Source organism: Asticcacaulis endophyticus (genome assembly GCF_014652575.1).
GTDB classification, from domain to species: Bacteria; Pseudomonadota; Alphaproteobacteria; order Caulobacterales; family Caulobacteraceae; genus Asticcacaulis; species Asticcacaulis endophyticus.
In genome coordinates this window covers 50,714-75,774 of sequence record NZ_BMZB01000004.1, presented here as the reverse complement: position 1 = coordinate 75,774, position 25,061 = coordinate 50,714, and the positions used below count along the sequence as shown (strand labels likewise).

21 protein-coding genes and 1 tRNA gene are annotated in these 25,061 nt (G+C 57.0%); 8 read left to right on the top strand and 14 right to left on the bottom strand.

The genetic code is table 11. The annotated features are described in order from the left end of the window. Nucleotides 1-98: 98 nt before the first annotated feature. On the bottom strand, nucleotides 99-518 hold the full coding sequence (gene flaF / locus IE102_RS13510; RefSeq protein ID WP_189487561.1) for a flagellar biosynthesis regulator FlaF: 420 nt from the start codon (nucleotides 516-518) through the stop codon (nucleotides 99-101). A gap of 4 nt (nucleotides 519-522) precedes the next feature. Beyond that, a complete protein-coding gene (gene flbT, locus IE102_RS13505) occupies nucleotides 523-918 on the bottom strand; it encodes a flagellar biosynthesis repressor FlbT (RefSeq protein WP_189487559.1) in 396 nt (131 codons plus the stop codon). Between the two features lie 322 nt (nucleotides 919-1,240). On the opposite strand from flbT, the gene IE102_RS13500 reads away from it, so the two are divergent. Continuing rightward, nucleotides 1,241-3,097 (top strand): tetratricopeptide repeat protein, encoded by a 1,857-nt coding sequence (locus tag IE102_RS13500; protein ID WP_189487557.1) that lies wholly within the window; start codon nucleotides 1,241-1,243, stop codon nucleotides 3,095-3,097. Next, complete coding sequence (locus IE102_RS13495) at nucleotides 3,094-4,731, top strand: tetratricopeptide repeat protein (RefSeq protein WP_189487555.1); 1,638 nt, start codon at nucleotides 3,094-3,096, stop codon at nucleotides 4,729-4,731. Before IE102_RS13500 ends, IE102_RS13495 begins: the two co-directional genes overlap by 4 nt. Here IE102_RS13495 and IE102_RS13490 read toward each other — a convergent pair. Then, the gene (locus tag IE102_RS13490) at nucleotides 4,709-5,542 is read right to left on the bottom strand and encodes a universal stress protein (protein ID WP_189487553.1); all 834 of its coding nucleotides are present in this window, start codon (nucleotides 5,540-5,542) and stop codon (nucleotides 4,709-4,711) included. The two genes, IE102_RS13495 and IE102_RS13490, sit on opposite strands and share 23 nt — an antisense overlap. Nucleotides 5,543-5,668: 126 nt before the next feature. On the opposite strand from IE102_RS13490, the gene IE102_RS13485 reads away from it, so the two are divergent. After that, nucleotides 5,669-6,286, top strand: a complete 618-nt coding sequence (locus IE102_RS13485; RefSeq protein ID WP_189487552.1) for an HD domain-containing protein — start codon at nucleotides 5,669-5,671, stop codon at nucleotides 6,284-6,286. A gap of 13 nt (nucleotides 6,287-6,299) precedes the next feature. After that, nucleotides 6,300-7,265, top strand: coding sequence for an NUDIX hydrolase (locus IE102_RS13480; protein WP_189487550.1), 966 nt, complete (start codon nucleotides 6,300-6,302; stop codon nucleotides 7,263-7,265). Here the strand turns inward: IE102_RS13480 and IE102_RS13475 are convergent. The 5 genes from IE102_RS13475 to IE102_RS13455 all read right to left on the bottom strand — a co-directional run bounded on the left by IE102_RS13475 (nucleotide 7,262) and on the right by IE102_RS13455 (nucleotide 15,213). Next, entirely contained in the window at nucleotides 7,262-7,975 is a 714-nt protein-coding gene (locus IE102_RS13475; RefSeq protein ID WP_189487549.1) for a helix-hairpin-helix domain-containing protein, read from the bottom strand. The two genes, IE102_RS13480 and IE102_RS13475, sit on opposite strands and share 4 nt — an antisense overlap. Before the next feature lie 111 nt (nucleotides 7,976-8,086). Next, nucleotides 8,087-8,767 carry a hypothetical protein gene (locus IE102_RS13470; RefSeq protein ID WP_189487546.1) on the bottom strand — a complete coding sequence of 227 codons (681 nt, stop codon included), beginning with the start codon at nucleotides 8,765-8,767 and terminating at the stop codon, nucleotides 8,087-8,089. Between the two features lie 218 nt (nucleotides 8,768-8,985). Beyond that, a complete protein-coding gene (ppdK, locus tag IE102_RS13465; protein WP_189487544.1) occupies nucleotides 8,986-11,649 on the bottom strand; it encodes a pyruvate, phosphate dikinase in 2,664 nt (887 codons plus the stop codon). Between the two features lie 338 nt (nucleotides 11,650-11,987). Next, nucleotides 11,988-14,270, bottom strand: a complete 2,283-nt coding sequence (gene glyS / locus IE102_RS13460) for a glycine--tRNA ligase subunit beta (protein ID WP_189487542.1) — start codon at nucleotides 14,268-14,270, stop codon at nucleotides 11,988-11,990. Nucleotides 14,271-14,292: 22 nt separating this feature from the next. Beyond that, nucleotides 14,293-15,213 carry a glycine--tRNA ligase subunit alpha gene (locus IE102_RS13455; protein WP_189487540.1) on the bottom strand — a complete coding sequence of 307 codons (921 nt, stop codon included), beginning with the start codon at nucleotides 15,211-15,213 and terminating at the stop codon, nucleotides 14,293-14,295. A gap of 148 nt (nucleotides 15,214-15,361) precedes the next feature. Here IE102_RS13455 and IE102_RS13450 point away from each other — a divergent pair, with 148 nt between their 5' ends. Beyond that, entirely contained in the window at nucleotides 15,362-16,675 is a 1,314-nt protein-coding gene (locus IE102_RS13450) for an AmpG family muropeptide MFS transporter (RefSeq protein WP_189487538.1), read from the top strand. A 119-nt stretch (nucleotides 16,676-16,794) separates the two neighbouring features. On the opposite strand, the gene argS is transcribed toward IE102_RS13450, so the two are convergent. Together argS and IE102_RS13440 are read right to left on the bottom strand one after the other, a co-directional pair. After that, entirely contained in the window at nucleotides 16,795-18,591 is a 1,797-nt protein-coding gene (gene argS / locus IE102_RS13445) for an arginine--tRNA ligase (RefSeq protein ID WP_189487536.1), read from the bottom strand. A gap of 73 nt (nucleotides 18,592-18,664) precedes the next feature. Next, nucleotides 18,665-19,354 carry a Tat pathway signal sequence domain protein gene (locus IE102_RS13440; protein ID WP_189487534.1) on the bottom strand — a complete coding sequence of 230 codons (690 nt, stop codon included), beginning with the start codon at nucleotides 19,352-19,354 and terminating at the stop codon, nucleotides 18,665-18,667. A gap of 157 nt (nucleotides 19,355-19,511) precedes the next feature. Between IE102_RS13440 and ispH the strand changes: the two genes are divergently transcribed. Further along, nucleotides 19,512-20,474 (top strand): 4-hydroxy-3-methylbut-2-enyl diphosphate reductase, encoded by a 963-nt coding sequence (gene ispH / locus IE102_RS13435; RefSeq protein WP_189487532.1) that lies wholly within the window; start codon nucleotides 19,512-19,514, stop codon nucleotides 20,472-20,474. A 16-nt stretch (nucleotides 20,475-20,490) separates the two neighbouring features. After that, complete coding sequence (gene rnhA / locus IE102_RS13430) at nucleotides 20,491-20,946, top strand: ribonuclease HI (protein ID WP_189487530.1); 456 nt, start codon at nucleotides 20,491-20,493, stop codon at nucleotides 20,944-20,946. Nucleotides 20,947-20,956: 10 nt separating this feature from the next. On the opposite strand, the gene IE102_RS13425 is transcribed toward rnhA, so the two are convergent. Next, nucleotides 20,957-21,373 (bottom strand): TFIIB-type zinc ribbon-containing protein, encoded by a 417-nt coding sequence (locus IE102_RS13425; protein WP_189487529.1) that lies wholly within the window; start codon nucleotides 21,371-21,373, stop codon nucleotides 20,957-20,959. A 69-nt stretch (nucleotides 21,374-21,442) separates the two neighbouring features. After that, nucleotides 21,443-21,973, bottom strand: coding sequence for a gamma carbonic anhydrase family protein (locus IE102_RS13420; protein ID WP_189487528.1), 531 nt, complete (start codon nucleotides 21,971-21,973; stop codon nucleotides 21,443-21,445). Between the two features lie 430 nt (nucleotides 21,974-22,403). On the opposite strand from IE102_RS13420, the gene IE102_RS13415 reads away from it, so the two are divergent. Next, the gene (locus tag IE102_RS13415) at nucleotides 22,404-23,177 is read left to right on the top strand and encodes a PhoH family protein (protein ID WP_189487527.1); all 774 of its coding nucleotides are present in this window, start codon (nucleotides 22,404-22,406) and stop codon (nucleotides 23,175-23,177) included. 182 nt (nucleotides 23,178-23,359) lie between these two features. Here IE102_RS13415 and IE102_RS13410 read toward each other — a convergent pair. Together IE102_RS13410 and IE102_RS13405 are read right to left on the bottom strand one after the other, a co-directional pair. Beyond that, nucleotides 23,360-23,446: transfer RNA gene (locus tag IE102_RS13410), tRNA-Leu, on the bottom strand. A gap of 115 nt (nucleotides 23,447-23,561) precedes the next feature. Then, nucleotides 23,562-25,043, bottom strand: coding sequence for a M20/M25/M40 family metallo-hydrolase (locus IE102_RS13405; protein WP_229807766.1), 1,482 nt, complete (start codon nucleotides 25,041-25,043; stop codon nucleotides 23,562-23,564). Nucleotides 25,044-25,061 lie beyond the last annotated feature (18 nt).

The following is a 25,061-nucleotide window of genomic DNA, read 5'->3' as shown; positions in this document are numbered from 1 at the left end:
GAAAACGGCGAGAATCATATGACTCCCGCCGTTCAAATCTTAATGCCTAGGCAAAATCATCCTAAAGGCAATATTAACCGCACAAGAACCCGGCTAAATCAGCCTAACGAGCCGCGCACACGATTGGCAAAGGCCGCATCGGTCGGATTAGCGGCCGGCGCCGCCTGAATTTGCGGCATCAAACCCTGCATGATGATGCGATTGACCTCAATCAGAGGCGCTATCTCTTCTTTGTTACGCATAACCAAAGAGGTGTGCTTCGACACCCAGATCGACAGGGAGATAATCTGCGCGCGCAAGGCTTCGGGAAGACCATTGGTCGGCGATGCGCAGTCCATGCCGAACACCGACCACATGCGCCGGTTCCAGTCGAGCGCATGAATGCGCACCTGAAAATTAGACGTATCGGTAGCTTCCGCTTCCAGAAGCGCGCGCGTTACCTGACCAAACAGCCGGTATTCGGTTTGACGAGGATCTTCCGCGCGTGCGGCCGTTCTCTGATACGCCTGAAGTGACATCTATTTACTCTTTAGCCCCTAAAAGTGCATCCTCAAAGTCGACAAGCTTACGGCAGCCCATCAGGGCCTTGTAATACTCACGCGCCATAATGCTTTTGGAAACCGTCACACATTCCGCCAGAACGGCCGCCTGAGACACGACCCCCATGAACTCGGTCATGCGGCGCAGAAACTCATCATAATAACGGTCAGCCCCCGCCTCATCGAGATACATCATCATGACGGGGAAATAGATATGGCGGGCCGGAGACGTGGCCTCATGCTCCTGCATGATGTCTTTTTCACGTAAGACCGAGGCTTTATTTTGCAGGATCAGCGAACAGCGGCGATCCCCGTTTTGCACAACGGCGCCATTTAAAACGAACTTCTCTCCGGGCTTCAGAGACAGTTTCAAAGGCATGAAAGGCTTTCCTTACACTTGAAGCCGGTGCGAATCTTTTCAGATTCTACCCCCGACCGGGTTAATATCAGGTTCACGCTGTCCCAAAATCGTAATTTAAAGACGGGCTTAAGGCGAATCCCTGTATCCACACTGCCATGACAAACCCCGCGGAGCTAGTATCGTGAATTCGAAGTTCGCCTGATTTCGATATCCAGGTGCTACAGCGAACTTCGAATTCAGAACGATACTAGGTTTATTAATTTCTAGTGTCCTGTTGAATCTGAAATTCGCTTGAGGTTGATATAGGCATGAGGCGAATTTCAGACTCAGGACACTAGTCATGGTTAAGCGTAGCTTTGAGCAAAACCCGCCACCACAGCCAAATCCACTGGCGGCAAGTGGTATAACTGATGACGCGCCTGCGTTTGTTCCGGCGTTTGATATGCGTCCCTCATCGTCGCTTCTGGGCGATGCCAGTTCCCGCGCAGCCCTGGCACGGCTTGATGTCGCCGCCGACCATGCCCGCCTGAAACAAACCCTGACGCTGCTTAAGGCCGCTTTGACCGCCCTGAAAAAAAGCGACTGGCAGGCGGGCGCGGAATTGGCTATTCAGGCGCTGGAGGTTGATGAAAAAAGCGGCGAAGCCTGGCATATCTTAGCCATATCGCGCGAAAAATCAGGCGATCTGGCAGGGGCATTTGCCTGTTACGAAGCCGCCCTTAAGCTCATGCCCAACAATGTTCCGGTCACCAATGACCTAGGACGGCTGGCAGTGCGGATGGAATATCCGGATATTGCCGAAAAATTCTTCACTTTCGTGCTTCGGATCGAGCCCGACAATACCGAAGCGGCCAACAATCTGGCGACCGCCCTGCGCGAAGCCAGCCGGTATGAGGACGCCATTGAGGTTTTACGCACCGCCATAGGCCTGAACCCGCAGGACCCGCAACTGTGGAATGCGCTGGGCACCGTCGTCAACACTCAGGGCGACGTCGATACCTCGATCATCTTTTATCAGGAAGCCCTGAAATTCAATCCCAAACATGTCCATGCGCTCTATAATCTGGGCAATGCACTGGGGCTTTTGGGGCATTATGAGCAGGCGTTGGAGCATCTGATGCGGGCACTGCCGCTGTTTGATGATCCGCTCAATATATATACCTGCCGCCTGTCGATCACGTTTATTAATGCTGTGCTCAATAATTTCGATGTGGCCTGGGACTATTATGACGGTCGCATCAAGGAAGGTACGCCTGAGAAGATCCTTTTCCTGATCGACCGGCCCAAATGGACGCCTGATACTGATGTGGCGGGTAAGCATGTTCTTGTGTCCGCCGAACAGGGGCTGGGCGATGAGGTGCTGTTTGCCTCGCTCCTGCCCGATCTGATCCGCGATATCGGCCCAGACGGGAAGCTTACCATTGCCGTTGAACCGCGCCTGGTCAGCCTGTTTGCGCGCTCCTTTCCCGACGCCAGCGTTATTAAACATCACACCACCAAGCACAAAGGCCGGGTGGTGCGCCTGTTCCCCGACCTGACCGACGCGGGCAGCATCGATTGCTGGGCGATGATGGGCGATTTGCTGAAACGATACCGCCGGTCGCTTAGTGATTTTCCGGCCACAAATGTTTTCCTGACGCCAGACCCGGATCGGGTAGCTTACTGGCGGGCAGAATTGGACAGGCTGGGGCCTGAGCCCAAGGCGGGCATCCTATGGAAATCATTGATTAAACACTCCCGCCGCGATCGTTATTATTCGCCGTTTGAGACTTGGAAAGAGGTTATCGCCACTGAGGGTGTTACGTTCGTCAACCTTCAATACGGCGATGTCACCGCCGAACTGGCCGAAGCCGAAGCGTCGGGTTTACGCATCTGGAACCCGCCAGGCATTGACCTGAAAGCTGATCTTGACGACCTATGTGCCCTGTGTTGCGCACTTGATACCGTCATGGGTCCTTCCAACGCCACCAGCAATATCGCCGCCGGAGCGGGTGCGACGATCTGGATGTCGATACCGTTCCGCAGCGCCTGGCTGTGTCTGGGCACCGACCATTACCCGTTCTACCCGACCGCCCGTGTGTTTGCCCCCGCTGTGCTTAATGACTGGGGGGATGCGCTGGGTCAGATGAAACAGGCCTTGATCGACGATCTGATCCCGGCCAAGACGCGCGCTCAGGCCCCCACAAAAGCCTTATGAAACCCGATCCGTTGACCGACAGCATCGCCGCCGGAGATTGGGCCAGGGCCGAGGCTCTGGCGCGGGTGCATCTGTCGCTAAAGCCCGACGATATGGAGGTCAGACGCTATCTGGCGCTGGCACTGGAGCGACAGAACCGCCTGCCCGAAGCCTTTGATACCTATCAAGATTTGCTGGCACGCCTGTCGTCACCACCGCCGTCTGATATTGTGCATGATCTGGCGAGGCTGGCCTTCCGGCTGGATCAGATGGACATGGCTGAAAAGCTGTACCGCTTTGTGGTGCAGGCCGAACCCGATAATGTCGCCGCGATCGCCGGTCTGGCCGCCAGCCAGCGCCAGCAGATGAAATATGATGCCGCCATAGGCGGCCTGAAAATCGCGCTCGGTTCCCATCCCGAAGACAGCGAACTGTGGAATGTGCTGGGTACGGTGGTCAACGCGAAGAACGATCCGCACACCGCTTTGACTTTTTTCGATGAGGCGCTGCGGCTTGATCCGGACAACCATCAGGCCCGCTTCCACCGCGGCATTGCCCATGCTGAACTTGGCGATTTTGACAGCAGTCTGAGCGACTTTTTTGCCTGTATCGATGGCTTTTCCGATCCGTCCAATATCGCCAGCGTGCGCTTAACAACCGCGCAGATTGCCCTGTGCGCCGGAAAAACCGACATCGCCTGGCCGCTGTATGAAGCCCGTCACAAAACCGGCACGGCGATGGAGGTCCATTACCCGTTCACGGCGCCGCGCTGGCACCCCGGTAAATCTTTGACGGAAAAGCGTTTGTTTGTGTCGGCGGAACAGGGTCTGGGCGATGAAATCCTGTTCGGCACGCTTTTGCCGGATGTCATTCGCGATCTGGGTGATGAAAGTCTGCTGAGACTTGGGGTTGAGCCACGTCTCGTCAGCTTATTTGCGCGCGCGTTTCCCAAAGCCAAAGTCTATGCCCACCGTACCCGGCGCGAGGATGGCCGCATCAGCCGCCATTTTGACGGCTTTGATGAAGCGCAAACGCCTGTCGATCAGTGGGCCCTGATGGCAGATTTTTGCGCCACCTACCGGTCAACTCCTGCCGATTTCCCGGCGCACAATGCCTATCTCAAGCCCGATCCGGCACGCATAGAACACTGGCGGGCATGGCTGAACCGTCTGGATAACCGCCCCAAGGTTGGTATTTTGTGGAAAAGCTTAAAAACCGATATCATTCGTGAGCGCTATTACTCACCGTTCGATGACTGGGAAATCCTACTTAAGCGTGACGATATTACCGTCATTTCCCTGCAATATGGCGATGCCCGCGCGGAACTGGACGCTGCCGCCGCGTGCGGTTTTAAGATCATCACGCCGCCCGGTATCGACCTTAAGGACGATCTGGATGATTTGTGTGCGCTGACATGTGCGCTTGACCTGACGCTGGGGCCGGCCAACGCCACAACCAATATCGCGGCGGCGGCGGGGGCACGGACATGGATCATCACCTCACCGAACAACTGGGTTCAGATGGGGCAAGTCCACCATCCGTGGTATCCGGCGGCCACAGCCTTTATGCCGCACGACCTGACCTCATGGGATGAGGTCATGGCCCGCGTCGATCAAGCGCTCAGCAAACTAATTAATGCGCCATATAGAGATTAAGCGTCGTATTCTGCAACAGCGCGCGGGTCGTGCCGCCAAAGGCAAACTCCCGCAGTCTTGAATGACCGAACGCGCCCGCCACCATGAAGGCCGCGTTGTGGCGGACATTGGCATCCACCAGAGCGCCCACAATATCCCCGCCCTTGGGCAAAAGCTCAACCTCGGCCGTAATGCCGTGCGCGCCGTAGTAGTTGACCAGACGGTTCAGATCGACCGGACGGTCCCCTATCGGCGCCCCGATAACCACGACCTTTCCGGCCTGTTTCAGCAGTGGCACCGCCCGCCGCGCGGCCCGCGATGATGGCTCCTTGCCGTCCCAGGCGACGATAGCCGTCCCGTTAAGATCCAGCGCCTGACGGGCGATGAACACCCCGGTGCGTTCTTCCATCAGCACTTGCGTAAAGGCTTCGGCCAACAAGCCCTGCCCCTTGGCGCTATCGGCTCCGAATACCATCAGGTCGGACAGGCGCGTCTCGCAGGCCAGATCCTGCCACACCGGCGATTTCAGGGCGTAAAACGACTTAGAAGCATAGTCGAGTGCGGCAAATTGCGCCCGCGCCACAGCTTCTGAGTCTTCGGCGATGAATTTCAGGCTTTCCATGGCCGACACCTGCACAGTACCCATAAACCCTTCACCCAGCCACGGCGCCAGTTCCGCCGGATCGGGCGGCGCAAACAGGGCATTTAGCTGCGCATCAAAGGATTTTGCGATCTCAAGCCCCACCTCAAGCGGTAAACGCTCAGAGTCAGCACCCGACAACAATACGCTGATGCGGGCCCAGCCTGAGTGACCTGTGTTGGCATTTGTCATAGCAAACTCCTTTTATGTGCACAGTTTCAACTTTATGCTCCGATTATAAACCTTTAGCCCTAAAAAGGCGATGCGACAGTTTCACCCCATATACCGATTTCCCCGAACACTTCTCGACCCCTTGACATGACCAAAGCCCGTAAAACCGCTACGAAATTACCACCCCGTGCCTGGCAGCGCATGTTGTCCGGTCGCAGGCTCGACCTGCTCGATCCGGCGGCGATCGATATCGAAATCGAAGATATCGCGCTGGGCCTTGCGCGGGTGGCCCGCTGGAACGGCCAGACCCTGGGCGATCATGGTTTCAGCGTGGCTCAGCATAGTCTGATTGTCGAAGATATCTGCGCCCATATCGTGCCGGATCTTGAGGCCAAATGGCGGCTGATGGCCCTGCTGCATGACGCGCCCGAATATGTTATCGGCGACATGATTTCGCCGTTCAAGGCGGCCTTGGGTTTTGACTATCGCCGGTTTGAAGATCATCTGGAGCAAGCCATCCATATCCGCTTTGGTTTGCCCGCGCTGATGCCCAAAGAGATCAAGGTCCTGATCAAACAAGCTGATCACGGCTGCGCCTATTTCGAGGCCACGCAACTGGTCGGCTTCTCACCCGATGAGGCACGAACCTTTTTCGGTCATCCGCCGGAGGGTTATGCGTTGAGATTACATGCGTGGGACTGCCTGACCGCCAAGACCCGCTTCATTGACAGGTTCAACCAGCTTAGTGCAATGCTGAACGCCTGACCGGAGGTTTTCAGTGTCCCTCGTCATCGAACTGTCCGCTGTGGTCGTCACCATCCGGGATCATCAGGCGTTTGTCCTGTGTCTGCCCTATGACGGCCTGCGTCAGGACGGACCGCAACTGGCCCTGCCGTCAGGGCCGTTCCTGCCCCATAACCATCGCACCTTTGATCTGGCGCTGCGGGCGTTTGTGACGGAACAGACCGGCTTTACCATCGGCTATGTCGAACAGCTCTATACCTTTGGCGATGATGGCCGCTATGCCCCCGTCATCACCGAAGGTCACGCCGTCGCCGATCAGCAGGCCGAGCGAATTATATCGCTCGGTTATCTGGCCCTGACACCGGATAAGGCCTTTCACACTGGCCTGAAAACCGAGTGGGTGGCGTTTAGCGAACTCTTTCCGTGGGAAGACTGGCGTGAGGGCCAACCCGTCTGCCTTAAACAGCTTAAGCCTGTGCTGGATCAGTGGGCGAACACGGTCGCAGGCCCGGAACAGGCGGTGCGTCAGATGCGCGTCCAGACCCTGTTTCCCGAAGATTTCGATCACTGGAACGAAGAGCGTGTCCTTGATCGCTATGAATTGCTGTACGACGCTGGTCTTATCCCCGAAGCCCACCGCCATCAGGGTAAGGCACCTGATCCGCGCACCGGCGGCCATGAAATGATGTCGGATCACCGACGCATCATCGCCACGGGACTTTCCAGACTGCGCGGCAAGATCAAATACCGCCCGGTGATTTTCGAACTGATGCCGGAGCGGTTCACTCTGCTGGAGTTGCAACGCGCACTTGAGGCCATAACCGGCCTGAACCTGCATAAGCAAAACTTTCGCCGCGCGCTCGATCGCACCGGGTTTGTGACGCCGCTGGGGGTTTATAATGATGACACCGGCGGACGACCGGCGGAGCTTTATAGCTATAACCGCGATCAGTTCCGCTTTAGTCCGTCGCAGGGCTTAAGCCTGCCGACCTTGCGTTAAGCCAGTTTCGCCAGTCGTGACTGCTGCAAACGGGCGGCCTGCGCCATCCAGTTTTCACGGGCGATGCGGTCGCCATTGTCTATCCGGTGGGCCAGCCAGGCGACATTTTCCGGTGTCCAGCTTGCCACCTGCCAGAAGTGATAGATACCCAACACATTCAGGGTCTTTTCCAGCGCCGGACTGATACCGGAGATGATATGCAGATCATCGGCATGGCCTTGGGAGGTTGACAATCGCATGGGCTCAAGGCCCGCGCCCGCCTGAACCACAGCGGCGGCCACACTATCCGGCGTCATGACCGCTAAGGTCGATATGGGGGTCGATTCGGCGGTTGCTAATCTGGCCCGATCACTGCGGTCTTCGTAAGCGATTTCGGTCTCTACCGCCACTTCAGGCACACTGGTGGGTGAGGCTACCGGCGTAGATACTTGCTCTTCAAACACTTGCGCGGCAGATGGGGTTTCAAACAACGCCACAACGGGTGCCGCGGCTCTGACTGGCTCGGCTACGGGTACAGGCACAACCTCGGCCTCCGCCTTGGCCGGTGTTTCCCAGTCCCAGTTGTGGGCCACAAACGGCTTAGCCACTGGCTGCGGCTTCGATACTTTTTTCGCCGCCTTGTTCGAACCGGCCACAAGCCAGCCAATGCCGCCCCCCAGCGCAAAACCGATGAGGCATAACACCAACGCCTGTAACATCATGACCTGCATAACATCCCCCTACCTGGCTTTACGGGCCAGAAACCCGGTCAGGAAACCGATCATAACGGCCCCCACAATAAACCAGCGTAATTCTGAAATCAGATAAAGCATCCCCGCCCCCTATGAATTTCCCGGCGATGATAAATCATCACCGTGGTAGTCGGTTTTGGTTACCCTGCCCTTGTGTTCACTTGGCGGCAGATCCTGCATATAGGCGGGCACAGCAGGCTTTTTCGGTGCCGGGCCATAGCTATCCGTGGCCACATCCCCCGCCGACACCGCCCTGTGAGCCGGATGAGGCGCATCCTGTGTCACCACTGTTGCCACACGTCCGGTCGCCGCCGGTAAGGCCTCAGTCGTAACCTCAGCCGCCGCTTCGTCGGTCGCGGTCATAACCGCAGGGGAATGTTCACGCGCTGATACCGGCGTCAGGGTCACCCGCGTCACCGGCCCGAATATCGGCCCGCCCTGCCCTTTCAGGCTGACGCGCTGCGGCCCAAGCTCAGGCACATCAATGTCGGTATAGTTGGCGGGCAAACCGTTATCGAGGCTCATCACCACGGATTTAGCATCACGCAGTCTTTGGCGGCCATCGGGCGATGTCGCCCCGTCTTTAAGTTTAAGGGTTACGGCCTGACCATCAACCACAGCCTCGATATCGTCGATACCTTCGGCTTTCAGCGCCGTATCAACCTGCGTCCGGATACCGGTCTCAATCGTGATCAGCCGCTCACGCACGCCAAAAGCGCCCATGATACTCATGGCGATCAGCCCCAGCCCCCAGACCTTAAGTGATGACATATAACCCCCGTATTATGTCCGCGCGTCGTTAACCCTAATGATGTAGGGCCAAACCGGTGACAAGACAACCGACCTTTGCGGCAGGGATGCGTAATTTTCCAGACTTTACCCCAGCGGCGCGAACGTCTTTTGGCCGATATGGTAAATGCGCAACAAGGGGGCACGTAAAAAATGCGCCGCCATAAGGCGACGCATTTTTTACGGTAGTTTGGGTAAGCTTACGCGTTCCGGATCGCCGCCTGTGCGGCCGCAAGCCTTGCGACCGGCACGCGGTAAGGCGAACACGACACATAGTTCAGCCCAGCCTTATGGCAGAACTCGATCGAGGCCGGATCGCCACCATGCTCACCGCAGATGCCAAGCTTGATGTCAGGGCGCGTTGCCTTGCCCTTTTCAGCCGCCATCTTGATCAGCGCGCCGACGCCGTCCTGATCCAGGGTCACAAACGGGTCTTTGTCAAAAATACCGGCTTCGATATAGGGATTGAGGAACCGGCCCGAATCGTCACGGCTGATGCCGTAAGTCGTCTGGGTCAGGTCGTTGGTGCCAAAGGAGAAAAACTCCGCCGTTTCCGCCAGCCGGTCAGCCAGTAAAGCCGCCCGCGGCAGTTCAATCATGGTGCCGACCTTGTATTCCAAGGCCACGCCCGACGCTTCGATCACTTCGCGGGCGATCGCATGGGTCATGGTCGTCAGCTTGGCCATTTCTTCACGGGTGGCCACCAGCGGGTGCATGATGTCAGGCTTGGGCGATTTGCCCTGCTTGACCAGATCGCACGCGGCTTCAAACAGCGCCCGAAGCTGGCTCTCATAGATTTCCGGGAAGGTGATCCCCAGACGGCAGCCGCGCCAGCCCAGCATCGGGTTGGTTTCCGACAGTTCCTTGGTGCGCTTATAGAGCTTTTCCTCGGACACTTCGGTCACTTCGGCGACGTGCTTGATGTCTTCCGGCGTGTGCGGCAGGAATTCATGCAGCGGCGGGTCGAGCAAACGAATAGTCACCGGCAGACCATCCATGATGGAAAGCAGTTCGAGAAAATCGGCCTTTTGCATCGGCTGGATTTTCGCCAAAGCCTTGCGGCGGCCGGCTTCGTCATCGGCCAGGATCATTTCCCGCACGGCGGTGATGCGCTCATCATCAAAGAACATATGCTCGGTGCGGCACAGGCCGATACCTTCCGCGCCAAAGCCCTTGGCCGTATGGGCATCGGTCGGCGTTTCGGCATTGGCCAGAACCTTGAGCGTGCGGAACTCATCGGCCCAGGTCATGATCTGATGGAAATCGTCCGAAAACTCCGGTTCGATCATGCGGATCGAGCCTTTGTAGATTTCGCCGGTCGAGCCATCAAGCGTAACGATATCGCCGTACTTGAAGGTCTGACCACGCGCCGAAAACTCGCCACGCTCGGTGTAGATCTGCAATTCGCCAGCACCCGACACGCACGGACGGCCCATACCGCGCGCCACAACCGCCGCGTGGGAGGTCATGCCGCCGCGTGCCGTCACAATGGCGCGGGCCGCATGCATGCCGTGGATATCTTCGGGTGAGGTTTCATCACGCACCAGAATGACCTCTTCGCCTGCCGCCGCCAGACGCACCGCGTCATCGGCCGTAAACACGATCTTGCCCGAAGCCGCCCCCGGCGATGCCGGCAGGCCCTTGGCAATAATCGTCCGCTCGGCCTTGGGGTCGAGCATCGGGTGCAACAGTTGATCGAAGCTCGACGGCTCAATGCGCATCAAGGCTTCCTGCGGCGTGATCAAACCTTCGCGCGCCATATCGACCGCAATCTTGAGGGCGGCTTTTGAGGTGCGCTTGGCGTTCCGGGTTTGCAGCATGAACAGCTTACCCTGTTCAACCGTAAACTCCACGTCCTGAACATCGCGGTAGTGCTTTTCCAGCGTATCAACCGTTGATTCAAACTGCGCAAACACGTCCGGCAAAGCTTCCTGCATCGACGGCTGGCGATCACCCATTTCTTCGCGGGCGCGCTTGGTCAGGGCCTGCGGCGTGCGGATACCCGCCACCACGTCCTCGCCCTGCGCGTTGAGCAGGAACTCACCATAAAGATTGGCATCGCCATTCGACGGGTTACGCGTAAAGGCCACACCGGTCGCCGACGTGTCACCCATATTGCCAAACACCATCGACTGGATATTGACCGCCGTACCCCAGTCTTCGGGGATGTCGTGCATTTTGCGGTAGAACTTGGCGCGATCGTTCATCCACGACCCGAACACGGCCTTAACCGCACCCCAGAGCTGATCCTGCGGGTCCTGCGGGAAGTCATGGCCCAGATCGGCCTTAACCTTGGCCTTGTAATCGGCAATTACCCGCGTCCAGTCCTCGGCGGTCAGATCGGTGTCGATCGTAATGCCCAAACGGTCCTTATGGTCGTCCAGAATATCTTCAAAGCCGTGGTGAGAGACACCTAACACCACGTTGGAATACATGGTGATAAACCGGCGATAACAATCCAGCGCAAAACGGCGATCTCCGGTCAGTTTGGCCAGCCCGTCGATGGTCGCATCGTTCAGGCCAAGATTCAAAACCGTGTCCATCATGCCCGGCATCGACGCCCGCGCACCGGAGCGCACCGACACCAGCAGCGGATTATCGACGCTGCCAAAGCCCTTGCCGGTCGTCGCCTCAAGCCGCTTCAGCGCCTCGGCCACCTCGGCCTCCAGCCCGTCCGGAAAGGTCTGACTGTTCTTATAATAGTGGACGCAGGCCTCAGTGGTGATGGTAAAGCCCGGCGGCACCGGCAGTCCCAGCGATGACATCTCGGCGAGGTTGGCACCCTTGCCGCCGAGAAGATTTTTCATACCGGCATTGCCGTCAGCTGCCCCTGCTGCGAAAGCATAGACCCAGTGATGTGACATGATATTCCCTTTTTTGCCTTGCCACAGGTTTAAAACACCCCTGTGGCAACTTGTCTGACCAAGTTGATTTATTAAACGTCCCACTTGAGCATGGGATCATTTGTAGTATTTATTTGTTGCCGTTGTGCCGGAATGAAGCATCCGGACTACTCATTTATAAAAATTACGCTTTAAACTGACTCGATATGCGTTGCGTTGCAAAAACTGCGCATCCTACGGCGATATAATCCTAAAACCCGTTATGTTTGAATAAGTAATTACAACATATTTTTTCAGTGCCGCCAACCCGCCACAGATATGACGGGTCGAGCTTAAGCGGCTGCATCATAAATTTTCCATTATTGGGTAATCTTAGACAGGTCAGCCACGCTTTCCACCAAGCCGCGAATGTCGCCCAATAGCGCCAGACGGTTCTGACGCACCGACGCATCCTCGGCATTGACTAGCACCCCGTCAAGGAAGGCATCGACCGCGCCACGCAAGGTCGACAGCGCTTTAAGAGCCTCCAAATAGGCCTCGCCCTCGATATGCTGACGCACCGTAGCGCCCACACCCGACATGCGCGCGATCAGGTCAGTTTCGACCTCCGGCGCGCCCGCCAGAATACGCGCATGGCCGGTCGGCAATTCACCCTTTTTGGCCTCAGCATTGAGGATATTGGCGACGCGCTTATAGAGCGCCAGAACGTCCTGCCCCTCAGCCGTATCAATGATGGATTCCAAGGCACGGATGCGTTCGATCATGCGGATGACATCATCATCTTTCAGGGCAAACACGGCCTCGATCAGGTCAAACCGAACGCCTTCGTCGCGTAACTGCACCTTGAGACGGTCGGCGAAAAACTCAAGGAACTCAGTCTTCACCACCTCGAAAGGACGGAAGGTCAGGACGGCGTTCTTAATTTCCTGCTTGTTGGTGACATGCTCAAACAGGATATCAAGGTCATAGTCGCGCGTATTCGGCACCACCCAGATCTGGCTTTCCAGCAGGCCCTGCTTGAAGTCGCGCAGATAGTTCTCATAGGTGTCGGTCGTGCCCTTATCCCAGCGCGGCCCGGCTGATCCGCGCCAGTTTTCAGTATCGACATGGACCGCACGATCAGCATTAGCGTAGGTCAATGTTGATTTATACCACGCTTCGACCAGTTCGCTTAAACTTGCCCGCACGCAATGCTCACGCAGGATACGCAATACCCCAAGGGCGGCGCGGCGCAGCGCATAGGGGTCTTTTGAGCCTGTCGGCTTTTCGTCAATGGCAAAAAAGCCAACCAGAGTGTCGACCTTATCGGCCAAAGCGACCGTTGCCGCTACTACATGAGCAGGCACAGTATCGGACGGCCCCTGCGGTTTATAATGATCGCGCACAGCTTCGGAAATCTCCGGGCGATGACCGGCGGCGACACTATAATAACCGCCCATAACCCCTTGAAGTTCGGGGAATTCCCCAACCATGAAGGACGCCAGATCCGCCTTGGCCAGACGTGCGGCCTCACCGGATGCCGCCACATCAGCCCGCATCAGAGGGGCGATATCTTCTGCTATGAGTTTCAGGCGCTGCACCCGCTCATAAAGCGTGCCGAGCTTAGCGTGGAAGGTCACGCCTTTCAGCTTTTCCAACCAGGCGTCGAAATTACCAGCGCGGTTATCTTCCGACCAGAAGAACACCCCGTCTGACAGGCGCGCCGACAAAACCTTGGCATTGCCGCGCTTGATTTCTTCGCCACCATCCGCCGCCGCCATGTTGGAGACCACCACGAAATGCGGGGCCATTTTACCGGACTTGTTATCCTTGACGGCAAAATACTTCTGGTGGGTTTTCATCGACGTCTTGATGACTTCCGGCGGCAGGGTCAGGAACTTCGGGTCCATATTGCCGAGCAGCGGCGTCGGCCATTCGCTTAGGCCCGCCACTTCCTCCAGCAGGCCCTGATCATCCATCAAGGTCAGCCCCGCCTTGGTGCAGGCTTCGCGCGCTTTGCTGAGGATGATATTCTGGCGCTCATAGTGATCCAGAATGACAAAATTTTCGGTCAAGCTATTCTTATAGCTATCGAAATCTGAAACCTTGAACGGCTTTTTCGAGCCTAAAAACCGGTGCCCTTCGGTGACATTCGAGGCTGTAATGCCTTCAAGTTCAAACGGAATGACCTTGCCGTTAAACAGAAAAACAATGCGCTTTAATGGCCGCACCCAGCGGAAGGTCGAGGTGCCCGACCGCATCGACTTCGGCCACGGAAAGTTTAGGATGACGTCCTCAAGGATCGCCCCCAAAACCTCAGTGGTCTTGCGCGCAGCTTTCTCAATCCGGGCAATATAGACATCGTTTTCAATCACCAGCTTATCGACTGTCAGGCCGGTTTTACGCAGAAAGCCTTCCAGTGCCTGGGGCGGGGCCCCTTCGCGTGGCCCTTTGACCTCTTCTGATACGGCCGCCTGTTCCAGCGGCAAACCTTCGATATGCAGCACCAGACGACGCGGCCCGACATAGGCTTTCAAGGTCTCATAGCTAAGGCCGGAGGCTTTGAGTTTGGCATCAAACAGACGCTCGAAATCACGCGCCGCGCTCAGTTGCATACGGGCGGGAATTTCTTCGGAAAACAGCTCGATCAATAGTTGAGGCATGGGATATTCTTAATCTGAAATCTTAAAGGCTGACAACGGGCGCGGTATCACCACGGGTCTCTTCCTGCGCGGCCCATTCGAGCGCGCAGGCCTTACACAAATCACGGATACGGCCGATGTAAGATTGGCGTTCGGCCACCGCGATCGCACCTCTGGCATCCATCAGGTTAAACAGGTGCGACGCCTTAAGCACATGGTCATAGGCAGGCAGCACCAGCTTATAACCGAGGCTGTTTTCCGTGTTCAGTATACGGGTGACATTTCGCTCCATGTCCTCGAACTGGCGCTTTAAGGTGTCAACGTCCGACGCCTCAAAGTTAAAGGCCGAGAACTGGCGCTCCTGCTCCTTAAACACATCGCCGTAGGTCGTACCGGCATTGTTAAAGCGCAGATCATAAACATTATCGACGTTCTGCACATACATGGCCAGACGTTCCAGGCCATAGGTCAGTTCGCCCGACACCACATCGACTTCGATCCCGCCGACGCCCTGAAAATAGGTATATTGCGTGACTTCCATGCCATCGCACCACACTTCCCAACCCAGCCCCCAGGCCCCGACAGTCGGATTTTCCCAGTCATCTTCAACAAAGCGGATATCGTGCAGATCCGGATCAAGACCAATAGCCTTCAACGAGCCCAGATAAAGTTCCTGAAGGTTTTCGGGGTTGGGCTTCAGGATGACCTGATACTGGTAATAGTGCTGCAAACGGTTAGGGTTTTCACCGTAACGACCATCGACCGGGCGGCGCGACGGCTGCACATAGGCGGCCTTCCACGGCTTTTTGCCGAGGGCGCGCAACACCGTCGCCGGATGCAGCGTTCCGGCCCCTACTTCCACATCATAAGGCTGGAGAATCGCACAGCCCTGTTTGCTCCAATAGGCATGCAGGGTCAGGATCAGGTCCTGGAAACTTAACGGCTCGGCAGTTTTAACGGTCATAATTATAAGTCAGCTCTTACTGATAATGGCCGGAACATAGAGGCTGCGTTCAGCCCTGTGAAGCGCTTTGTGCGCGGCCCCTCATGAAAACCTGTTGTTTTCGCGTAGAATCGGCTTTGCTCTGAGATCACCACAGGGATATCCGCCCATGCCCCCCCTTACTGCCGCCCGAACCCGCCTTAAGCCCGTGCTTGATGCCCTCAGACATCCCGCGGCCTGGCTGATGCTGGCGTTCGGGTTTTCAGCCGGATTGCCGTTTCTTCTGACCGGCACGACGTTAGGATTATGGCTGCGGCAGGACGGTCAGAGCCTGACCATCGCCAGTTTCGTGCAGTGGGTCAGTCTTATTTACGGCCTGAAATTCCTGTGGGCGCCGGTGATGGATAAGGTGCGCCTGCCCGTGCTTCATGGCCTGTTGGGGCAGCGCCAGTCCTACATGCTGCTCGCTCAGTTGGGCGTAATTGCGGGCCTGTGCCTTATGGCGTTCATTGGCCCAAACGGCGGTTTGGGCTGGTTTATTACCTCGGCGGCGCTGGTCGCGTTTTCGTCTGCCTCACAAAATGCGGCCATCGACGGCTGGCGGATCGAACAGACGCGAACCGAGGCCGACGAAGCGCTCAATCCGGCCTTTTACGCCTTTGGCTACAAGATCGCGGTGCTGATCAGCGGTAGTTTGATCCTGATTCCGGCAGAGCACTGGGGCTGGCCGGTGGCGTTTTTACTGCTGGCCGCCACCATGATCGTAGGGATCGTCGCCACCCTGATCGCGCCACGCCCGGCCGAGGACGGCATGATCCGCACTGAGCGCAAAACCATCAAAAGCCTCTACGTTGAGCCGCTAAAAAGCTTTTTCGGCACCCACGGCAAGGCGGCGGTACTGATACTGGTCACGGTTGGTCTTTATCGCCTGCCCGACTATCTAATCGGGCCGGTCGCCCTGCCGCTTTATAATGACACGGGCATCAGCAATACCGAAATCGCGGCCATGCGCTCGACCGTGGGCCTTGCGGCCTCATTCGTCGGCATCGCCATTGGGGGCGCTTTGATTCTGGGGATTGGGGTGACTCGGTCATTCTGGATTGGGGCTCTGGTCGGGCCGTTGTCCAATATCTGCTTTGCGGTTATGGCGACCTATCCCGGCAATTTGAATGTGTTTGGGGCCACGCTGTTCGTTGATAACATCGCCAATGGCGTGGCCGAGGCGGCGTTCGTGGCCTTTCTGACGCGGCTGTGCGTGCGCGAATTTTCGCTGACGCACTATGCCCTGCTCTATTCGATTGCCGATTTCAGCGGCAAACTGCTCAAAGGCTTTGCCGGTCAGATCGTCGATGGCCTGACGCCGGATCTGGGCCTGTTTGCGGCCTATAAGGCGTTTTTCATCGGCACCGCCATAATGGGCATACCAGCCATGCTGTGTTGTTTGATTTTATCTCGACAAAGCTTAGACAAATCAGTTCCCTGATTGCCCCCTCCGTCTTTATCGCTGCGCTCAAAAGCCACCTCCCCCGCTTCGCAAGGGAGGAGGAAAGTTCACCAGCCTCACCACCGGCTCCAAGTTCCGGGTGCAGGGGCGTGCCCCTGCTACATCTGATCGGGGGCGGTTAAGCCCATTAAATCAAGGCCTTTTTCGATTTGCTTGAGGGTCAACTCGACCAGCGCCAGACGCGAGGATTTGGTGGCGGCGTCTTCGGCGATCAGCACCGGACAGGCGGCATAGAACTTTGAAAAGGTCTGGGCCAGACGATAGACATGATCGGCCAGAATATTCGGCGCGCGCTTGAGATAGCTTTCCTTGAGAGCCGCATCGAACCCATCGAGCAACAGCACCAGTTCGCGCTCGGCAGGCTCTGTCACGGTCACAGCACCGGCGCCGACCCCCTGCTCGGCGGCTTTGCGCAGGATGGATTTCATGCGCACGGCCTGATACAACAGATACGGCCCGGTCTTGCCTTCAAAGCTCATAAAGCGATCAAGATCAAAGATATAGCTGGTCAAACGGTGATTGGACAGTTCCGCGAATTTGAGCGCAGCGATGGCGACCTTATGGGCGGTATCCGCGAAATCTTCGGCGCTCAAGTCCTTGCCCAGACCGGCTTCTTCGAGGCGCACCTTCGCTTTTTCGAGCGCGCTGTCGATCAGGTCATAGAGCTTGAGCACCCCGCCTTCGCGGGTCTTGAATGGCTTACCATCCGGCCCATTGACCGTGCCATTGGCGGCGTGTTCCAACTGACCTTCGACGGCATAACCGGCCAGATAAGCGGCGCGGAAGACCTGCACAAAGTGGGTCGCCTGACGCTGATCGACGCAATAGAGCACCAGATCCGGCGCAAATTCGACTGTGCGCTGTTTGATGGTGGCGAGGTCGGTCGTGCCGTACATGGCCGAGCCTTCGCTTGAGACCACCAGCATCGGCGGGATTTCGGATTTATCGTCTTCGCGAGCAACCCGGATGATCTGCGCGCCCTGATCCGGCACGACTAAGCCCTTAGCCGTCAGTTCCTCAACCATCGGCGCGACATAGGGATCAGCATCGGATTCGCCGTACCACAGGTCAAATTCGACGCCCAAGGCACCATAGTCACGGATCAGGGCTTCGCGGCTGACGGTCACAAAGTGCTGCCACAGGGCACGGTAACCCTTACGGCCATCCTGAAGCTCCTTGGTCGCTTTACGGGCCCGGTCGCGATAGTCCGGGTCTTCCTTGCCCTTACCCGACGCCAGCGGATAGAGCCGTTCCAGATCGGCCAGGGTCACCGGCGACTGCGTGGGATATTCGCCATCAAAACCGGCATCGAAATAGGGCAGATCGGGCTGCTCATCTGATACCGCCGTGATCAGCAGCCCCATCTGATAGCCCCAGTCACCGAAGTGGGCGTCGCCAATGACCTCATCGCCCATAAAACGCATAATGCGTTTCAGGCTTTCACCGATCACGGCGGTGCGCAAATGGCCGACGTGCATGGGCTTAGCGACATTGGGGCCACCATAATCGATAATGACCTTACGGCGGGTATCAACCGTCGATGCGCCCAGCCGCTCATCTTCACGCAACACATTGGCGCGGTCGCTCAACGCACTGTCCGAAATCACAAAATTCAGAAATCCCGGACCGGCGATCTCCAGCGATTTGATATGGTCGTCGCCCGTTAGATGGCTCGTGATCCGGCCCGCCACGTCGCGGGGATTGGCCTTGGCGGCCTTGGCCACGGCCAGCGCGCCGTTGCACTGAAAATCGGCCAGATCAGGCCGGTCGGAGACATTGACCTGCCCAAAGCGCGCCTCAAACCCTTCACGCACAAAAGCACTGGCGGTCAAATCCCCCAGAACGGTTTTGAAATCGTGCGCGCCCTTAAAAGCTTCGGGTTTCAGTTCAGTCATCGTCATACCTATAAACAATAAGCGCCTCCGTTACCGGAAGCGCTTATAAAAGTCATCATCAAATAGAGTGTGATTACTGCGCCGAAGTCACATAGCGGAAACGCTTGCCCTCGCGGTTGAACTCGGCCATTTCCGGCGTCACGTCAAAGCCCACCAGAACCTCAAAGTTCGAGCCTGCCACGGTCGAAGCCGCGCGCGGAATGACGATGTTTTCAAGCTTAGTGGCTACATCAACGCGGCTCTGACCATCGGCAAAGGTCACGGGCAAATCAAAATATTCCTTGGCCAGCACGGCCTGATCCTTATCGGTCACCGCCACCCAGTAGCGATAATTATTGCGGTTGCCTTCGGCCGCCGGGCCACGACCCAGCGAAAACCCGACCATCATTTCAAGCTCGATCGGCTCACCGCCTCTGTAGGCGCAGTCGGAAACGACCCCGTTGATTTCGCCGGTCCACTTAGCCGATGCGCTGGCGACCTTGCCGCCTTCAAAATCCTGATAGCGGGCAGCGTCATACAGCACCTTAACGAACGGGCATGGGCCGTCAGCGCGGCGCTTATCCAGGCGCAGATCGCGACCTTCCCATTCTTCCTTGTCTTTTTCCTTATCGGCGGCGGATTTTTCGGTGTTTTCACGGCCCGAATCACGGTCGCCGCGGCGCGATTGCGCAATGCTATCGGTCGGAACAGCGCTTAACGCCACCGCCGCCAAAGCCATACCGGCTAATAATTGACGCAAAGGAATAGACGAAATCAGCGACATATGGCGTGTGCGCCCCTTAATAATGATATTACCCAAGGCATAGCCAAGCCCGGTTACGTTGTATAGAGGTTTTTAGAGCGGGATAAAGGCCAAATCACGGCGGATATGTTTGCAGACCGCCATAGCCAAAGCGCCCATAAGCCCTTATGTTGAGCCCATGTCGAACCTTGCTGCCTCCAAATCGCCCCTGAAAGTTTATCTGGCCACACCGCGCGGCTTTTGCGCTGGCGTTGATCGCGCCATTCAGATCGTGGAGCGCGCCATCGAACTTTACGGCGCCCCCGTCTATGTGCGCCACGAAATCGTGCACAATAAACATGTGGTTGACCGGCTGAAAGCGCTGGGCGCTGTGTTCGTCAAGGAACTGGATCAGTGCCCGACCGACCGGCCTGTGGTCTTTTCGGCCCACGGTGTCCCGAAATCCGTGCCCGCCGCCGCCCAAAACCGCCAGATGTTCTTTCTGGACGCCACCTGCCCGCTGGTATCCAAGGTCCACGTTGAGGCCGAGCGCCATCACCGCGAAGGCCGTGAAATCATCCTGATCGGTCATGCCGGTCACCCCGAAGTGGTCGGCACTATGGGCCAGCTTCCGGAGGGTGTGGTCAGGCTGATCGAAACCGCCGATGAGGCCCGCGTTTTTGAACCTGCTGATCCCAAAAACCTGGCTTTTGTGACCCAAACGACTCTGTCGGTTGATGATACCTCTGAGATCGTCGGCATCCTGAAAAGCCGGTTTCCCAATATCTCAATGCCCTACAAAGAAGACATCTGCTACGCCACCACCAACCGGCAGGACGCCGTCAAAAACGTCAGCGCAGACTGCGATCTGTTTCTGGTAATCGGCTCCAAGGCGTCGTCTAATTCCCAGCGTCTGGTTGAGGTCGCTTTGCGTGGCGGGGCCAAGGCCGCGCATCTGATTGATGATGCCAGCCATATCGACTGGTCTTGGTTTGAAGGCGTCTCAACCGTGGGAGTCTCGGCCGGCGCATCGGCACCGGAAAACCTGATCTCCGACCTGATCAAGGCCATTGGCGATGTCTATGACGCCGAGGTGATCGAGAGCAATGGCGTACAGGAGACAGTCACGTTTAAGTTGCCGCGCGTGCTTACCGAAGTCTAGATTTGGCAGAAGTCTGATGAAAAAAGTCACAATCTACACCGACGGCGCCTGCAAGGGTAATCCGGGCAAGGGCGGCTGGGGCGCGGTGCTAATGTTCGGCCCGCACGAAAAAGACCTCTATGGCTACGAAGCCGAAACCACCAACAACCGCATGGAGTTGATGGCCGTCATTATGGCGCTTGAGACCCTGAAAGAACCGTGCGAAATCGAGCTGCACGCCGACAGCCAGTATGTCCTCAAGGGCATCAAGGAATGGATTCACGGCTGGAAAGCACGCGGCTGGAAAACCGCCGACAAAAAGCCGGTCAAGAACGAAGACCTGTGGAAGCGCCTCGATGCCGCCCGTCAGCGCCACAAAATCCACTGGCACTGGGTCAAGGGCCACGCTGGTCACGAATATAATGAACGCGCCGATCAATTAGCCAATCGCGGGATCATAGAGGCAAGGGAGCAAGCTCCCTTGACCCGTTAGTTAAACATCCTCAGAAATCAAAAATGTCCATGATGCCTTCGAGCTTGGACTTCTTCTTGCGCTTATTGCCGTATTTATCGACGTAATACTCACCCTCTTTACCGTAATATTTATCCTTGCCGTAGGCTTCGCGGCGGCGGTCATCATCGTCATCGCGGCGATACTGCGGCTGGGGTTCGGGTTGGCGATATTGCGGCTCAGGGCGATACTCAGGCCGTTGTTGCGGCGGCGGATTATCACGATAGGCGCGTTGCTCCTGCGGGGCCGGTGCCGGGCCATCATTGTCACGCGCCAGTTCCAGAAGCTTATCCAGTTCGCCTCGGTCCAGCCACACACCACGGCATTGGGTGCAGACATCAATCAGAATACCTTCGCGCAAAATTTCACGAAACGCACTCTGGCAAACGGGGCAGCGTAGATCGGACATGGAACCTCCTTTAGTTTTTGGCATATCTATTTGAGATTGGGTCTCAAACCGATATGTCAAGGCACCGGGTCAGGAAATCTCAGCCAAATCCGCTTTAAACCTTTGCCAATTGGCGACATAGTGGTCCGCCGATCCTTTTAGGCTCTCGATCTGTCCCGGCGTCAGTTCGCGCACCACCCGCGCTGGCTGGCCCAGCAGCAGCACCCCATCAGGATAGACCTTGCCTTCGGGCACCAGCGCCCCCGCCCCTACGATCGAGTTCTTTCCGATCACCGCCCGGTTCAGCACCACCGCTCCAATCCCAATCAGGCTGTTATCCCCGATCGTGCAGCCATGCAGCATGACCTTATGGCCGATCGTTACCCCCTCACCGATCGTCAAAGGCGATCCTAGGTCGGAATGCAGCACCGATCCGTCCTGCACATTGGTGCGCGCGCCAATGGTCAATGGCTCATTATCGGCCCGCACCACAGCATTAAACCAAATGCTGACATCCTCCCCCACATGGACATCGCCAATCACCTGAGCGCCAGGGGCCACCCAAAAGCGCTGATTATCCGGCAACTTAGGCGATTTATCACCCAGACGATACAGGCTCATTTCGGCACCCCCTTACAGTGTGGCAAAAACTATCCACAGCTCTTGATCTTTCGCGCACGCAATAAAATTAACTTCTCGGTAACGAGACTCAGCGAATCTGTTAGCGTGAGTGTACGACGTTAGAACAACGCCCTGTAGGACAGCTTATAGACAGCCGTCATACGACTAAAGACCCAAAATGTTCCTGTCTTTTTGACTGAGGTTCTCAAAGTGGCTTTTAAGGTTTCGTCATCTGTCAGCCCCCCGATCTCCGCCCCGGCGGCATATGGGTCTGACTCGCGCTTCACACCGCCGCCCCCCGCACCACCCACTGCGTATGAGGCCAGTGATTTTCAAAGTGATTTTCACACCGCCTCGCCCTCCTCCCTGATACTTTTGCCGCAGACGAGCCTTTTCGGGTCTCGTCTTTTTTTATGCCCTTAAAGGAGCCATGATTATGACCAAGCGCACTGCCAAACGCTTTTTACGCGAAGGCCAGTTGGATACGGAAGCTTTTGCCACCCCTGATGCAAAAGTTCGCCGCATCCATGTCAATCATGGTAGCTGGTCGCCTATGGGTGCCAACGAGGACCGCGATCAGTCCTATGTCAAAACCATTAAGCCCAAGTCCGAAGGTCAGGCCGCCCTCATCAGCGCTATCGACGAGAAAAATCTGGTGCTGGCACTCGGTCCCGCAGGCACGGGCAAGACCTATCTTGCCATAGCCAAAGCGGTCGAAGCGCTTGAGGCGGGTCAGGTCGGACGGATCGTCCTGTCACGCCCCGCCGTCGATGCCGGGGAATCGATCGGCTATCTGCCCGGCGATATGGAAGACAAGCTGGCGCCTTACTTGCGCCCGCTCTATGACGCCCTGACCGACCGCCTCAGCATGAAGCGGGTCAAGGCCCTGATGCAGGAAGGCCTTATTGAGATCGCACCGGTTGGGTTCATGCGGGGCCGGACACTTAACAACGCGTTTGTCGTGATTGATGAGGCCCAGAATTGCACCTATACCCAGCTTAAGATGCTGCTGACCCGTCTGGGCTGGAACTCGACGATGGTCGTGACCGGCGATCCGCAGCAGTCCGATCTGCTGCCCGGCCTGTCAGGGCTTGGGGATGTGGCGGATAAATTTGAAGCGGTGGAGACCATTAAGGTCGTGCGCCTGGCTGACCGCGATATCGTCCGCCATCCGCTGGTCGCCCAGATGCTGGGTGTGCTTTGATTTAAAAGAATAAAGTCGCGTACCCATTTAAGCGGTCGGTCATTCCGGCCGCTTTTTTGTTTTGAATTGAAACAGTTGGAGCGAAGCGACTAGCGCCATTGAGGCGCGCAGCCCGCGCGGCGCCAAAGCGAACGAAGGTGAGCTGAGCGCTAAACCAAAAGAGCATTTCGGCTTTGCCGAAATGGTGCGGGCGGCCGGACTCGAACCGGCATGGGATTGCTCCCGACGGATTTTAAGTCCGTTGCGTCTACCGATTCCGCCACGCCCGCTTAAAACCAGCGGCCCTTATACTTAAGGGGCATGGCGGCGTCGAGACTAAATGCGCGCCAAAGGGATAAAGGGGGGAAGGATTGATGATATTATCAACATCTTCCCCGTTTAAAGCTACTTAGGGTTCGGCGCGAAGGTGACGCTGGTATTGGCAATCATCCAGACGGTGGCGGCCCAGGCGGCGACGTTTTGGTCCATCTTTTTCGGGTCGATGCGCTCAAGCACATCATCGACCGTGTGGTGGACATCGAAATAATCCGTGCCGTTCTGCTGAAGATCGAACACCGGCACATCCTTGTTTTTCAAAGGCCCGGTGTCAGGCCCGCCGCCGGTAGAGTCAGCGCGGTCGGTATAGATATTAAGCGGATACAGCACATTGCCAAGCTTAGCCTTAAACGTCTCATCGCTGGCCTTGGGCAGGCTGAGGCTATAGACGACATCGGCGCCGAAATCGGATTCGGCCGCGGCTATGTGGGTCTCATTCGATCCGGCGACTGCGTATTTTTCAGCGTAGGCCGTAGCCCCGGACAGGCCCTTATCCCCCGGTTGGGAGACCTCTTCGGAGCCCCAGAACACGACTCGGACGGTGCGTTCAGGGCGCATTTTATGGTCGATCATAACCTTGGCCGCCGCCATAGTGATGGCCACACCTGCCCCGTCATCAGTGGCGCCGGTGCCCAGATCCCAGCTATCCAGATGCCCGCCGATGGTGATAATCTCATTCGGACGGTTGCGGCCCTTGATTTCCGCTATGACGTTCTGAGAGGTGCCATTGCCCAGGAATTTCGGCGTCGACACCATCTTAAGGGTAAGCGGCCCGGCCTTGCCCTCACGTTGTAATTTCAACAAACGCTCGAACTGTTCGGCATCGGGCGGTGAGATCGCCAGCGCGGCTAAGCCTTCGTCGCCTAAGAAGCGAGTCGCCCCCGTGTGGGCAAAGCGGTGATCTTCGGTGCCTAATGAGCGCATCACATAGCCGATCGCCCCGCGCGCCTTGGCCGCTTCCGGCCCTTGCCTGCGCATCGAACCGGAATTGACGCCATAGCCCACGCCGGTCTGGGTGCGCACAGTCGGTTGCAGAATAACGACAATTTTGCCTTTAAGGTCAGCGGTTGAGGTCGTGAAATCCTGATAGGTTTCAAAAATGGCGGCCTCACCCGTAACCCCTTCAGGCGGCGTGGCGCCTGATCCGCCCAGAGCTGTCACCACCATCTTTTGGGCGAACGGGCCAGTGATCTCAAGGCTTTCCGCCCCGCGCTGCCACAAAGCGAGCGGGAACGTATCGATACGGACATTATCAAAGCCCATTTTTTTCAGTTCTTCGGCGGCCCAGACGGCTGAGTTTCGCTCAGAGTCCGATCCCGCCGGACGTGCCCCGAACCGTGTCGTCAGATGCGAGACAAATGCGTAGGCTTCGTTACTTTTCAGCGCCGCATCACGCAGTTTGGCGGCCTCGACTTCGGGGGCCAGCTTGATATCAGGCGCTACTCGCTCCGCCTTGGACTTAGGTTTAGCCTGCGCCCATACTGGCGACACCGCCACGGACACCAAAGACAGGCCCATCAGGGCCGACACACATACAGTTCTCGTTTTCATAGTCACTCTTCTCAACAC

Excerpts from the sequence above, each read along its gene's own strand:
- glyS (WP_189487542.1), bottom strand. The coding sequence starts at position 14,270 with ATGCCTCAACTATTGATCGAGCTGTTTTCCGAAGAAATTCCCGCCCGT.
- IE102_RS13425 (WP_189487529.1), bottom strand. The coding sequence starts at position 21,373 with ATGTCCGATCTACGCTGCCCCGTTTGCCAGAGTGCGTTTCGTGAAATT.
- IE102_RS13455 (WP_189487540.1), bottom strand. The coding sequence starts at position 15,213 with ATGACCGTTAAAACTGCCGAGCCGTTAAGTTTCCAGGACCTGATCCTG.
- ispH (WP_189487532.1), top strand. The coding sequence starts at position 19,512 with ATGTCGAACCTTGCTGCCTCCAAATCGCCCCTGAAAGTTTATCTGGCC.
- ppdK (WP_189487544.1), bottom strand. The coding sequence starts at position 11,649 with ATGTCACATCACTGGGTCTATGCTTTCGCAGCAGGGGCAGCTGACGGC.
- IE102_RS13440 (WP_189487534.1), bottom strand. The coding sequence starts at position 19,354 with ATGTCGCTGATTTCGTCTATTCCTTTGCGTCAATTATTAGCCGGTATG.
- IE102_RS13495 (WP_189487555.1), top strand. The coding sequence starts at position 3,094 with ATGAAACCCGATCCGTTGACCGACAGCATCGCCGCCGGAGATTGGGCC.
- IE102_RS13475 (WP_189487549.1), bottom strand. The coding sequence starts at position 7,975 with ATGCAGGTCATGATGTTACAGGCGTTGGTGTTATGCCTCATCGGTTTT.
- argS (WP_189487536.1), bottom strand. The coding sequence starts at position 18,591 with ATGACTGAACTGAAACCCGAAGCTTTTAAGGGCGCGCACGATTTCAAA.
- IE102_RS13490 (WP_189487553.1), bottom strand. The coding sequence starts at position 5,542 with ATGACAAATGCCAACACAGGTCACTCAGGCTGGGCCCGCATCAGCGTA.
- IE102_RS13420 (WP_189487528.1), bottom strand. The coding sequence starts at position 21,973 with ATGAGCCTGTATCGTCTGGGTGATAAATCGCCTAAGTTGCCGGATAAT.
- IE102_RS13485 (WP_189487552.1), top strand. The coding sequence starts at position 5,669 with ATGACCAAAGCCCGTAAAACCGCTACGAAATTACCACCCCGTGCCTGG.
- IE102_RS13500 (WP_189487557.1), top strand. The coding sequence starts at position 1,241 with ATGGTTAAGCGTAGCTTTGAGCAAAACCCGCCACCACAGCCAAATCCA.
- IE102_RS13405 (WP_229807766.1), bottom strand. The coding sequence starts at position 25,043 with ATGAAAACGAGAACTGTATGTGTGTCGGCCCTGATGGGCCTGTCTTTG.
- IE102_RS13470 (WP_189487546.1), bottom strand. The coding sequence starts at position 8,767 with ATGTCATCACTTAAGGTCTGGGGGCTGGGGCTGATCGCCATGAGTATC.
- flbT (WP_189487559.1), bottom strand. The coding sequence starts at position 918 with ATGCCTTTGAAACTGTCTCTGAAGCCCGGAGAGAAGTTCGTTTTAAAT.
- IE102_RS13450 (WP_189487538.1), top strand. The coding sequence starts at position 15,362 with ATGCCCCCCCTTACTGCCGCCCGAACCCGCCTTAAGCCCGTGCTTGAT.
- rnhA (WP_189487530.1), top strand. The coding sequence starts at position 20,491 with ATGAAAAAAGTCACAATCTACACCGACGGCGCCTGCAAGGGTAATCCG.
- IE102_RS13415 (WP_189487527.1), top strand. The coding sequence starts at position 22,404 with ATGATTATGACCAAGCGCACTGCCAAACGCTTTTTACGCGAAGGCCAG.
- flaF (WP_189487561.1), bottom strand. The coding sequence starts at position 518 with ATGTCACTTCAGGCGTATCAGAGAACGGCCGCACGCGCGGAAGATCCT.